Raw genomic sequence first — 13,254 nt, forward strand, 5'->3', positions numbered from 1 at the left:
GTCGGCCGATTTTCCGGGTGTGGCCCGGACCGGCCGGCTCAGCTGCGGGCAACGCGTGAACTGCGGCCTGCGCCGTACACGGTGGTCATCGTGATAAGTAGGGGCACGCCAATGAACGTGCCCGGAATGCCCCACACAAACCCCCAGAAAAAAACAGCAAACATCACCATCAGCGGCGACAGCGCAAACGCGCTGCCGGCAAGCCTGGGTTCCAGATAGCAGCCGTAGACGATCTGGATGCAGTTCAGGACGACGAGCACCGCAATGCTGGTCTGCAGCGATCCCACCTGCACGAACGCGAAGAACGCGGGAAACACCGTCGCCACCAGCGGCCCGAGGAAGGGGATGTAATTGAGCAGGAAGGCGAGCCCGCCCCAGGCGGTCGCCAGTTCCAGGCCGGCATAGATCGCAAACAGCCAGACCGTCACGCCCGTCAGCACGCTTGCGATCGTGCGGATCACCATGTACCAGCGCAGCTTGGCGGCAACCTCGCGCCCGATCGCCATCCAGCGCTGCGCCCGGGCTTCTCCCAGCAGGCGGATCAGCCGCGCCGGCGCCTCGTCCAGCTCGAACAGCCCCAGCGCAATGAAAACAAAGGCGATGAAGATCATGCCCAGCATGCTGTTGATCCGCAGCGCCACCTCCTGGATCGCCCGCACCAGCCACGACACGTTGAAGCTGTCCTGGAACATCTGGATCGCCATCGCCCCATGCGGGTGCAGCGTTTCGGTCTCGAGCGTGAACAGACGCTGAAAGCGCGCGGCGTTGGCCATGACCCACTGCGCGACCAGGCTGAAGCCCCAGGCCGCCAGCGACAGGAACACCACCGACACGACCACCGTGACCACCAGCGCAAGGATCGCGGCCAGCGGCGCCGGCATCCTGCGGCCCAGGTACTGGCGCAGCGGCGCAACCAGGCAGATGACGAACAACGCAAACGCCAACGGCACGAAGATCGGGCTGGCCAGATACAGCAGGCCGAGTAGCAGGAGGGCAAAGATGCCGGACATTGCGAAGGACGTCATCGTGGTATCACCCCATCAACGCGCTTGACCAGATAGGCATAGAACGGATTGGAGGTCAGCCGGGTCAGCGTGTCCATGCCGATCACGAAGGCGCCGACTTCGCCGCGCATGGACATGGCGCCCAGGCTGATGCCAAATTCTTCGATGTTGTCCGGATGCGTGCCGTACAGCGCGTCGTCGGTCGGGAACGGCAGTGCCACGTGCGACAGCGAATAGACCTCGCGCGGATAGTCCATGCCGATGGCCCGTTCCACGACGGCAGTGGCGTTCGGCTCAATGACGCGCTCGATCATGGCGCTGGACGTGGGGCTGGCGTTGGTGACGAGCGTCAGGCGATAGTTGCGCTTTTCGCCGGGCAACGTGCCCGCCAGCTGCCAGGCCACACCGCGCCGGAACAGCGGCCCAAGCTTGGTGGCCCGGTTCAGGTCGAACAGCACCAGGTCGCTGCCGTTGGCCGGCAGCCGCGCATACAGCGCGTTGATCAGCGCGCGCGTGCTGACGGTGAAATCCAGCACGGAGTGGAACGTGATGATGGGCGGCAACCGTTCCAGGCCGCCCGCGCGCTGCTGCGCGACCAGCCTGTCCTGCAGCGTCTGCGTCAGCTCGAACGACTGGCGGGCCGCGTGGACCGGGAACGAGTTGTACTTGAAGGGATTGAACTCCGGCACGATGCTCAGCCACGCGGCCTTGGCAAACGCAGGCAGGATGGCCGGCAGGCCCGCCAAGCCCGCGAAGCGCGCGAACGACGTGATGCCGACCATCGGCGAGATCAGCACCAGGCGGTCGGGCTTGTCGAGCTTGGGGTTGTCCAGCGCATCCAGCGCGTGCATCAGCGCCAACGCCCCGCCGTTGGAAAAGCCCACCATGTGCAGCGGTTTGGGCGCCGGCACGCGGCGGCGGGCTTCGCGCACGGCCAGGCGCGTGGCCGCCGCCCAGTCTTCCCAATGCGCATCCGTCAGCCCGCCGGGCACCGTGCCGTGGCCCGGCATCCGGATGGCGATCGCCACGTAGCCGACGGATTGGTAATGGGCGGCGACGTGACGCAGGCTGTAGGGCGAATCGGTCAGGCCATGCAGCAGCACGGCCACGCCCCGCGGTTCACCCGCCGGCAGCAGCATGAACGACCGGTTCCAGTCATGCGCGAAATGCTCGGGGTACACCTTCGCGTCCGCGAAATAGCGGTTGCTGTCCACCTTGTCCTCGGGCAGCAGCTTGTCGCCCACGTTCTGCCTGACCAGCGCAAAAAGCTGATCCTCATGCGCCAGGTAATCGTCCCAGGTGCTGCGGTCCAGCCGCTCGGCGTCCAGTTCCTGCGGCACATACGTGTGCCACGCCGCCAGCGGCGGCCCCTGCTGGATGTCGTACAGGCGCACGCCCATGAGCGTGAAGACGATCAGCAACGCCACCCCGGCCACGATGAACAAGGCCTTGCGCAGCCGGCGCCACCGCGGGCGCTGGACGGCGTCGGTGGGCTTGCCGGTGTTCACTGCGCGGCTCCCGAGGGGGAAGAACCTGTCCCCGCCGGCAGTACGGGCGTGGACGTGGGGGCCGGCGATCCCGCGGCGGGATCGCCCGCCGCGGGCGGCGCGTCCGCCATGACCACTTCCGGCTGCTCGTCCCCGCCGCCCAGCGCCACGTACAGCGACACGCCGTTCTGCAATTGCGAGGCCCGCAGCGTCAGCATCTGCTGCTCCGCGTTGAACAGGCCGCGCCGCGCATCGACGACTTCCAGATAGATGGAGATGCCGTTCATGTAGCGCAACTCGGCGGTTTCAGCCAGCCGGCGCTGCGCCTGGATCGCCGTCTCCTGCGCGGTGACCTGTTCCTGGAATCGCTTGCGGTTTTCCAGCGCGGTCGCCACTTCGCTGAACGCGGTCTGCACCGTCTTGCGGTAGTTGGCGACCAGCTCGTCGCGCTGCGCCGTGGCCAGGTCCACCGCCGCCCGCCGCTGCCCGTAGTCGAAGATCGGCCACCCGATCCCCGCGCCGATGTTCCAGATCTGGCTGGGCGATGAGAACAGGTCCGACAGCTCGGTGGACGCGTAGCCCAGCGATCCGGTCAGCGCAATGCGCGGAAAGAGTGCCGCGCGCGCCGCGCCGATGTTGGCATTGGCGCTGCGCAGGCGGTTTTCCGCCTGCCGGATGTCCGGCCTGACCACCAGCAGCGAAGACGGCAATCCGGGGCTAAGCGCATCAAACTGCCCCGCGGCCTCGATGGGCTGGCCAGCGGCCATCTCGTGCTGCAGGTCTTCGCCGACCAGCACCCAAAGCCGGTTCCAATGCCCCGCCGTGGCGCGCTGCCATTCGGCTAGCTGGGTCTGCGCCTGGGTCAGCAGGATGGCGGACTGCTCGAAGTCGACGCGCGACGTGACGCCGGCGTCCAGGCGGTCCTTGGCCACGCGAAGCGCATAGCTGCGCGTCTCCACCGTGCGCTGCGCCAGCGCGATGCCCTCTTCGCCCGCCTGGGCGTCGTAATAGGTCGAGGCCACGTTCGCGATCAGCGACAGGCGGAACGCGCGCCGGCCTTCCACCGTCGCCAGGTATTGCTGCAATGCCGAGGCGGTCATATTGCGCACCCGCCCCCAGAAGTCCAGCTCAAACGACGAGACCATCACCTGCGCGTTGAACTGATTGAATTGCACGGTCTGCCTTGACCCGGCCAGCGCCGGGTCCAGCACGGTCAGCGGCTGCTGGTTGCGCGACGCCGCCGCGCCGGCGTCCAGTTGCGGCAGCTGATTGGCGCGCTCGATGCGGTAGAAAGCGCGGGCCTGCTCGATCCGGGCCGTGGCCGCTGCCAGGTCCTGGTTCAGCTCCAGCGACCGTGCAATCAGGCGCTTGAGCTGCGCATCGCCAAAGAACTGCTCCCAGGTCACGTCCTGCGCCGCCTTGGCATCCGGGGGGACCTCGCCCGGGAACATGGCGGGCGTGGCCACTTCGGGCCGGCGGTGCTCGGGCGCAAAATTGCACGCGGACAGCCCACCGATAAGCAGCGCGGCGGCGGCAATGCGGGCGGGGGTCATGGATTCTCTCCCCGCTCTTCGGCCTTGGCCGGACCGCTATCGCCAGGCTTGGGCGCAGGTTTCCGGGGCCCGGACCAGCGCCGCGCCACCATGTAGAAAAGTGGCGTGAAGAACACCCCGAACAGCGTGGCAGTCAGCATGCTGCCCATCACGCTGGTGCCCACCGCCTGCCGGCTGGCGGCGCCCGCGCCGGTCGCCAGCACCAGCGGCAGCATGCCCAGCACGAACGTGACGCTGGTCATGATGATGGGACGCAGGCGCTGGCGGGCCGCGTCGACCACCGCTTCCTTGCGGTCGCGGCCTTCAAGCTCCTCCTTCAGCGCGAACTCCACGATCAGGATGCCGTTCTTGGCGGCCAGCCCGATGATGGTCACCAGCCCGATGTTGAAGTAAATGTCCGCCGACATGCCGCGCCCCAACGTGAACGCGGCGGCGCCCAGGATGCCGAAGGGCAGGATCAGCAGCACCGACACCGGCACGGACCAGCTTTCGTATAGCGCGGACAGCAGCAGGAACACCACGACCAGCGACAGGGCCAGCAGCAACGCCACCTGGTTGCCCGCCTGCTGTTCCTCGTACGCCGTCCCCGTCCACTCGTAGGTGATCCCTTGCGGCAGGACCCGCGCGGCGATGGCCTCCATTTCGGCCAGTGCCACGCCGCTGGAGCGGCCGGCGGCGGCCTCGCCCGAGATCGTGATGGAGGGAAAGCCGTTGTAGCGTTCCAGCTGCTGCGGACCGTCGATCCAGCGCATTCGCGAAAACGCCGAGAACGGCACCATCTCGCCCCGGTTGTTCGGCAACTGCAAGGCGGCGATGTCCTGCGGCTGCATGCGCTGATCGGCCTCAGCCTGGATGAACACCCGCTGCACCGAGCCATCGTGCAGGAAGTCGTTGACGTAGTTCGAGCCGAACGCCAGCGTCAGCGCCTGGTTGACCTGCGCCACCTGCAACCCCAGCGCGCGGGCATGCACGCGGTCGATCTCGACATACAACCGCGGTCCCGGCGGCATGCCGTCCAGCCGCACGCCGGTCAGCAGCGGACTGGCGGCGGCGGCCGCGATCATCGCCGCGCCCGTGGCGGCAAGACCCGCGCCGCCCTGCGCCGTGCGGTCCTGCACTTTCATGGAAAAGCCCGACGCGTTGCCCATCGACGGGATCGGCGGCGGATTCAGCGCAAAGATCATCGCCTGGGGGATCTGGCGGAAGGCCAGGTTGCTGCGCCCGACCAGCGCATCGACCGCCTTGCTGCGATCCGTGCGCTCGCTCCACGGGTACAGGTCCACGAACGACAGCGCGGCCGTCTGCCCCTGGCCGAAGAAGTTGAACCCGACCACCGACGCCACGTTGCGCACGGCAGGCTGCTCACGCAGCAGGCTTTCGGCCTGTTGCACGGCCACCTCGGTCTGGTCGGCCGTGGTGCCGGGCGCGCCGGTGTACGACACGAAGAAATAGCCCTGGTCTTCCAGCGGCAGGTAGCCGCCCGGCAAGCGCGAGAACAGAAAGATCGTCAGGCCGCACACGCCCAGGAAGATCAGCATCCAGCGCAGCGGCCGCACCAGCATGTGCTCGACCGCCCGCACGTACTGGCGCGTCATGGCGTCAAAGCCCGCGTTGAACTTGTCGAACACCCATTGCTTGGCCTTGGACACCCGTCCCTTCGGCGGTTTGCCGTCCGGCAGCTTGAGCAGCGTTGCGCACAACGCGGCGCCCAGCGACAGCGCCAGCACGGTGGACACGACGATGGCGACCGACAGGGTGATGGAGAACTGGCGGTAGATCGCGCCGCTGGACCCGGGAAACATCGCCATCGGCACGAACACCGCCACCAGCACCAGCGTGCTGGCGATGATCGGCCCCCATACCTGGCCGACCGCCTTGCGCGTGGCTTCCGGCGCGGAGAGCTTTTCGTCCTGCATGATGCGGGCGACATTCTCGGACACCACGATCGCGTCGTCGTTCAACACCCCGATCGCCACCACCATGCCAAACAGCGACAGCAGGTTGATGGATGCGCCAAACAGGAACAGGCCCGCGCAGGTGCCGATCAGCGCAATCGGCACGATCAGCGTCGGGATCAGCGTGCTGCGCCAGCTTTGCAGGAACAGGAACACCATTGCCGTGACCAGCAGCAGCGCCTCCACCATGGTGACCAGCACCGAACTGATCGAGGTCGTGATGAAGGGCGTGGTGTCGAACGGCACCGTCCAGCCGACGCCCGCCGGAAAGACCGATTCCAGCTCCGTCATGCGCTGGCGGACCTGGCGCGCGACATCCAGCGCATTCGCGTCATTGGCCAGCTGGATGGCGATGCCGGCGGCCTCCTTGCCGTTGACGCTGAGGCGGAAGTTGTAGCTTTCGTTGCCCAGCTCCACCCGCGCCACGTCGCCCAACCGCACGAGCGAGCCGTCGTTGTTCACGCGCAAGATGACCTGGCGGAACTGCTCGGGCGTGGAGAAACGGCTCTGCGCGACGATCTGCGCGTTGAAGTCCGCGCCGCGCGCCAGCGGCAGGTCGCCCAGCGAACCGCCGATCGTCTGCGCGTTCTGCTCCTGCACCGCGCGCATCGCGTCGCTGGCCGACATCTGAAAACTCGCCAGCTTGCGCTCATCCAGCCAGATCCGCATGGCGTAAGACGAGCCAAACAGCTGCACATCGCCCACGCCACGGATGCGGCGCAGCTCATTCAGGATGTTGTTGGACGCGAAATTGCCCATCTCGACGGCGCTGACGTTGCCGCTTTCGGACTGCAATGCCAGCAGCATCAGGAAGCCGGATGACGCCTTGGTCACGGCCACGCCCAACTGGCGCACCTCTTGCGGCAGCCGCGGCTCGACCCGGCTCAGGCGGTCCTGCACCTGGCTGCGCGCCACGTCCAAATCCGTGCCGGGCTCCAGCGTCACCGTAATCTGCGCCGTGCCGTTGGCGCGGCTGACCGACGCCATGTACAGGAAGTTGTCGACCCCGTTCATTTCCTCCTCGATGATGGAGGTGACGGTGCGATCGATGGTGGTGGTATCGGCGCCCCGGAAGGTCGCCTGAATGGTGATCGACGGCGGCGCGATGTTCGGGTACTGCTCGACGGGCAGCAGCACCACCGAGATCAGGCCGAACAACAGGACGAAAAGCGCCACTACCCAGGCGAATACCGGCCGCAACACGAAGAATGAACCCATGGCCGGCTCCGTCAGGGTTTCGCGGCTTGCTGTTCGACTGGATCGACCTGCTGACCGGGCCTGATTCTGTGCCAGCCGTCCACCACCACCCGCTCTCCGGGTTCAAGGCCGCTACGCACCAGCCAGTTGCCGGCGACCTGCTCGCCGACCTGGATTTGTTTAGGCACCGCCGTGTCGCCCGGCCCGATGACGAACACGGTGGCCGTGTCGCCGTTCAACCGCGCGGCCCGCGCCGGGATCAGGATGCCCTCCTTGCGCACGCCCACCAGGATCTGCCCGGTCACGAACTGGCCCGGCAGCAGTTCCCGCTTGGCGTTGTCAAAGCGGGCACGTATGGTCTGAGCGCCGGTCGTCCGGTCCACGCTCAGGTCCGCAAAGTCGACGACGCCCGTCTCGCCGAACTCGCGGCCATTGGCCAGCATGAGACGCACCGGAAATGTGTTGCCCGCCGTGGCCAGCGCGCCCGAGCGCGCGTAGTCGGTCAGGTCCATGATGGCGGTGTTGGATTTGGTGAACGTGGCGCTGATCGGCGAAAGCTGGTTGACCTGCGCAAGCAGCGTTGCGCCCGATGCGCTGACCAGCGCCCCTTCCGTGACCAGCGCGCGTCCCACCCGCCCCGCGATGGGCGCCCTGACCGTGCAACGGTCCAGGCGCAACTGCGCCAGCGTGACCGCGGCCTGCGCATCGGCGACATTGGCCTGCGCCTGGCCCAGGGCGGCGAGCGCCGCCTCGTACTCCTGTGCGCTGACCGCCTGGCGCTGCACCAGCGGACGGAACCGGTCGGTGACCGAGCGCGCATTCTTCTGCACGGCCTGCGCGCGCTGCAGCATGGCATTGGCCTGCGCCAGCTGCGCCTTGTAGTCGCTCGGGTCGATCTGGAACAGCGGGTCGCCGGCCTCTACGTCGCTGCCCTCGGTGTACAGCAGCTTCTCAACGATGCCATCCACGCGCGCCCGCACTTCGGCCGTGCGGATGGGTTCGATCCGGCCCGGCAGATCCACGTTCAGATCGACCGGCTGGCTCCCCACGGTCATCACGAAAACCTTTACTGGCGCCAGGGGGACGGCAGCCGCATCGTTCCGGTCCCCACACCCCGCCAACACCATCGTCCAAGCACTCAACGCATACAACACGACACGACGGACATTGCTGCTCGCTTGCATCATCCCCTACTCCCAGGCGGTCGGACTCAAGGTCCCACTTCCCTCTCCCCCCACCGGTGGAAAGGGCCCAGCTCGGACAGCTCAATGGCGCGGCGGGTGCGCCGGTTCAGCGTATTTTTTGTGGATTACGGGCGCGACGCGGCGCAAAGGGAAGACGGCGCCGGAAAAGGGAGGAGGGCCCGATCGGGAAACATCCGATCCAGGAAGAACCTGCCCAACTGGGCAAGGCCGATACGTGCCAGGCGTGCGCCGGCCGCATCGTGATACCAACAAGACCATCGACTTTCGCACAAGGATCCTTTATGTCCGGGACAAGGGAAACTGGCTGACAAAGTGTTGCGTGGTCATTCTGCGGACATTGCGCTGCGATCCGCTTACCGGCGCTGGCACGTTACCTGCTGGGGCGCGGCGTTTCGGGACAGCTTAAGTAGCGGCGGCACTTAGCGCAAGCTTTTCTCGATGGTGTCAATCGACCGCATGGCAGCATTTTTCACGCCTTGCAGCGAAACCTTGGCGCATGCGTGCCCGGATTGGTGGTCGCAAATATGCGAATTTCCGCGGCCTGTTTTGCGCGCAGCCCAAAACAGGCGCAATCACGCCTTACGCCAATGCAAGGTAATTATTTCCAGAAGCGGAAAATTGGCACTAATTGAAACTTCGCGGCGGTGGGAGGCGCGGCAGCCGCTGCGCGCGGCCGCCGGCAACGTTCAGCTGCGCGGACGAATCTTGCGCACGACTTCCAGCAGATCGTCCAACGACACGGGCTTGCTGATGTGCGCCGAAAAGCCGGCACTGACGGCTTCTCGCATGTCTTCCTTGGCGCCAAACCCGGTAAGCGCGATGGACGGCAGAGCGACGCCGTCCTCCCGCTGGCGGATGGCCCGCATCAGCGCATAGCCGTCCATGTCGGGCATGCCGATGTCCGACAGCAGCAGATCGAACGGGGACTGATCCAGCCGTTCCAAGGCCTCGTGGCCGCTGGAGACGGCCGTCACGATGGCCCCTTCCAGATCCAGCAGTTCGCGCATGACCTGCAGGACGTCCTCGGAATCGTCGACCAGCAGGACATTCAACCCGTCGAGCGGCATGTCGCCATTGGTTTGGGGCGCGTCCTGTTCTTCGCGCGCGCCGGCCAGGTCCAGCCACACCGTGAACTGGGCGCCGGCGCCCAGGCCGTCCGAGTGCACCTCGATCGTGCCTCCATGGGCGCCGACCAGTTCACTGACGACCGCAAGTCCGATACCCAGCCCGGGGCTGGTGCCGGCCTTCTGACGCACGTCACCCTGGCTGAACATGTCGAAGACCCGGCCGACAAACATCGGGTCGATGCCCTGGCCCGTATCGGCCACGTCCAGCCTCAACCGGTTGTCTTGAACGGCGAGCTTGAGCGCGACCCGCCCTCCTTCCGGTGTGAACTTGATCCCGTTGTTCAGCAGATTCCAGATCACCTGCTCGATGCGCACGGGGTCGGCATCCAGGTAGATCGCCAGGGCGGGATCGAAGTCCGCGCGCAGGTCGACGCCGGCGGCGGCGGCGGCGGGCCTGAGCACATCGAGGATATTTTTCGCGATGGCCACGACGTCGATGATCGATTTGTTCAGCGCCAGCTTTCCCGTGCGCACGCGCGACAGGTCCAGCAGGTCGTCGATGATGCGGGCCTGGCCCCTGACCGACCGCTGGATCAGATCGATGGCACGCGCTGCCGGCGCCAGGTTGCGCACGGCTGGCGCGCGGGCCAGCAGCTCGGCATTGAGCTGAATCAGATTGAGCGGGTGCTTGAGTTCGTGCGACACGACCGCGAAGAATTCGTCCTTGAGCATGCTGTCGGCACGCGCGCGATCCAGCCGCGATTCCTGCTCGGCATCGCGCAGCTTCAGTTCCGTCACGTCGCGCACGATCTTCGCGAACCCTTGATAGACCGGGTCGTCCATGCGGTTCACGCCCCCGGTGCAGTACACCAGGCTGCCATCCTTGCGCTTGTGCCACCGCTCGTCCGGCGCGTAACCGATCTGCCGGGCACGATCGAGTTCGTATTCCGGCCGGCCGGCGGCAATGTCCTCGTCGGTGAAGATGATGGATATCGACTTGCCTTCGGCTTCGGCGCTGGTGTATCCGAACATCAGCTCGGCGCCGATGTTCCAGTTGGTGATGATGCCCTGGTTATCCAGCGTCATGATGCCGAAGTCGCGGGCGCTTTCCGTCATCAGCTTCAGGTGGGCTTCGCCCAGACGAACCCGGTCTTCCGCCTTGCGCCGGTCGGTGATGTCGATGAACGTCAGGACCGCGCCTTCGATGCGGTGTTCGGCACTGCGGTAGGGCAGCAGCCGCGCCAGATACCAACGGTCGGTGGCGCTGCGCACCTCACGCTCAAGCGGCCGCAGCGATTCGAACACGCCCGCGGCATCCTTGGCCAGGTCCGGATATTCCAGCCGATGCGTGATGTCCAGCACCGAACGGCCGGCGTCGCTGGGAATCACATTGAAGATATCGGAGGCGCGCGGCGTGAACCACTGAATGCGCATCATGCGGTCCACGAACACCGTGGCGATGTCGGTGGACGCGATCAGGTTCTGCAAGTCGTCATTGATCTTGGCGGTTTCGTCGACCTTGGTCTTGAGTTCCGCATTGACGGTAATAAGCTCTTCGTTGACGGACTGCAGTTCTTCCTTGCCGGTTTCCAGCTCTTCGGTGGTCGAACGCAGCTCTTCGTTGATGGCCTGCAGCTCCTCGTTGGAGGCCTTCAGTTCCTCCGTCGAGGTCTCGGCCTGCTCGATGGTGGCCTGCAACTGATCCTTGGTGCGCTGCAGCTCTGCCTCCAGCTGTGTCAGCACGGCGGCAGAGCCACTCGTCGGGCCCTGGCTGCCATCGGCGCTCATGACGTCTTCGACTTCGTCGAACAGCACCAGCATGTAGTCGCTGGCGGACTCCTCGTGCCGGAACGGCCGCACCACCATGTTGATGTAGGCCTGGCGGTCTCCGAAGGTCATCTTGACCCGTCGCGCCTCAACGCTCTTGCGCGAATGCAGCGCCTGGAACATTGCCGTGCGCAGTTCGGTGCGAAGTTCGGGATGCACCGACGCCGGGAGATTCCGGGAGGGCTCGCCGCCCGGATGGCGCAGGAAACGGCCTGCGCGGTCCGAGATATGCACGATGTCGCTGTTGGCATCGACGATGACGCTGGGTGGCGCGTACATTTCAAGCGCGCGCTGGTGCACCGCGGCGTACGACACCTTGGTCTCACGCACCGGCGCGGTGGAGGCGTGGATGGGCCGCACGTGACTGAAGCCGCCGTCCGTCAGTTCGGGCATGCCGCTCAGCTGCGCCGGGGTCTCGCGCGCGGCGTAGATGCGATAGCGCTTGTCCACCACCTGGAACAGCTGCGGGCACGCATCGGCCGATTCGGAGCTGCCCAGAAAAAGGAAGCCGCCCGGTTTCAACGCAAAATGGAACATGCGCAGCACATCGCGTTGCACCTCGCGATCCAGGTAGATCAGCAGATTGCGGCAGCTGACCAGATCCAGCCGCGAAAAAGGCGGGTCGCGCAGGATGTTGTGCACGGCAAACAGAACACGCTCGCGCACGTCTTTCTTGATGCGGTATTCGTCGTCCTTGCGGCTGAAGAAGCTTTGCAGCATTGCCTCGGGCACATCGGCCTTGATCGCCATGGGATATGCCGCCGCCCGGCCCACCGTCAGCGCCGTTTCGTCGATGTCGGTGGCAAAGATCTGGATCCTGGGCGGCTGAGGCATCGCCGCAGCCCGCGCGCTCATCAACATGGCGAGCGAATACGCCTCTTCGCCCGTCGAACAACCCGCCACCCATGCGCGCAACGCGGAATCCGGCGCATGACTGAGTGCCTTGAACAGCTTGGGCAGCACGAATTCATCCAGATTGGCGAAGGCGTCCCGGTCACGGAAGAACTGCGTCACGCCGATCAGCATGTCGGATAGCAGCTTGGGGGTTTCGTCGCTGCGTTCCTGAAGCAGCTTTCCATAGTCCGCCAGGGTCGCGGTGCCCGTGATCTGCATGCGGCGCTCGATCCGGCGCAGCACCGTGGCTTTCTTGTAGTGACGAAAGTCGTGCGCCGTGCGGGCGCGCAGCAAGGCAAGGATCTCGCGCAACGTGTTGCGATCGTGCTTGGACTCATCCGCCGCCTGCTCGGCGTCGGCCGCGCCCGCGGCTTCCTCCTCGGTCAGCGGCGGCAGGTGGATGCTGCCCATGTTCTCCGCGATTTTCCTGAGGCGATCCGGCATGATCGACACCGGCAGCACGATGTCCACCGCGCCCGTTGCGATCGCGCTTCGCGGCATGGTGTCGTGTTCGGCGTCCTGGGGCGACTGCGCGAACGTCACGCCGCCCTGCTCCTTGATACGGGCAAGGCCGACCGACCCGTCCGATCCGCCGCCGGACAGGACGATGCCGACCGCTCGCGTTGTGTGCACGTCGGCCAACGTCCGGAAAAACGTGTCGATGGCGATGTGGCGGCCTTCCGGTCTGGCCGTGCCAGCGGTCACGCGCAGATACCCGTCGTTCATCGCCAGCGTCGCGCCCGGGGGTATCACATAGATGTGATCACGCTGGATCGGGACCGGCTTGGTGACCTGCGCGACCGGGATGGCGGTGCTGGACTGCAAAATCCTGTCAAGGACGCTTTCGTGGTCCGCGGACAGGTGCACCACCACGACGAAGGCCATGCCGGGCTTGGCCGGCATATGCGAAAAAAATGTTTTAAGCGCGTCGATCCCCCCAGCTGAGGCGCCCAGGCCGACCACAGGAAAGCTGAGGTCACTACGGACGACGCCGGGCTTGTTGTTTGGAACGGACGGCGAATCGGACATTTTTTGCCTGTGGTGACGGGCTGAAGGGTATCGGCA

General features: G+C 65.9%; 6 protein-coding genes. All 6 read right to left on the minus strand.

Features of this window, described 5'->3' with window-relative positions; genetic code table 11:
• Positions 1-38: 38 nt before the first annotated feature.
• The 6 genes from H4P35_RS18080 to H4P35_RS18105 all read right to left on the minus strand — a co-directional run bounded on the left by H4P35_RS18080 (position 39) and on the right by H4P35_RS18105 (position 13,218).
• A complete protein-coding gene (locus tag H4P35_RS18080; RefSeq protein ID WP_056323357.1) occupies positions 39-1,025 on the minus strand; it encodes an AI-2E family transporter in 987 nt (328 codons plus the stop codon).
• Positions 1,022-2,512 carry a carboxylesterase gene (locus H4P35_RS18085; RefSeq protein ID WP_056323354.1) on the minus strand — a complete coding sequence of 497 codons (1,491 nt, stop codon included), beginning with the start codon at positions 2,510-2,512 and terminating at the stop codon, positions 1,022-1,024. Before H4P35_RS18085 ends, H4P35_RS18080 begins: the two co-directional genes overlap by 4 nt.
• On the minus strand, positions 2,509-4,044 hold the full coding sequence (locus H4P35_RS18090) for an efflux transporter outer membrane subunit (RefSeq protein ID WP_226846415.1): 1,536 nt from the start codon (positions 4,042-4,044) through the stop codon (positions 2,509-2,511). Before H4P35_RS18090 ends, H4P35_RS18085 begins: the two co-directional genes overlap by 4 nt.
• Positions 4,041-7,217, minus strand: a complete 3,177-nt coding sequence (locus H4P35_RS18095) for a multidrug efflux RND transporter permease subunit (protein ID WP_226846416.1) — start codon at positions 7,215-7,217, stop codon at positions 4,041-4,043. Before H4P35_RS18095 ends, H4P35_RS18090 begins: the two co-directional genes overlap by 4 nt.
• Positions 7,218-7,228: 11 nt before the next feature.
• On the minus strand, positions 7,229-8,251 hold the full coding sequence (locus H4P35_RS18100) for an efflux RND transporter periplasmic adaptor subunit (RefSeq protein WP_233462084.1): 1,023 nt from the start codon (positions 8,249-8,251) through the stop codon (positions 7,229-7,231).
• Between the two features lie 836 nt (positions 8,252-9,087).
• Positions 9,088-13,218 (minus strand): CheR family methyltransferase, encoded by a 4,131-nt coding sequence (locus tag H4P35_RS18105; protein WP_226846417.1) that lies wholly within the window; start codon positions 13,216-13,218, stop codon positions 9,088-9,090.
• Positions 13,219-13,254: the final 36 nt, after the last annotated feature.

The organism is Achromobacter sp. 77, from assembly GCF_020541125.1.
GTDB classification, from domain to species: Bacteria; Pseudomonadota; Gammaproteobacteria; order Burkholderiales; family Burkholderiaceae_B; genus Achromobacter; species Achromobacter mucicolens.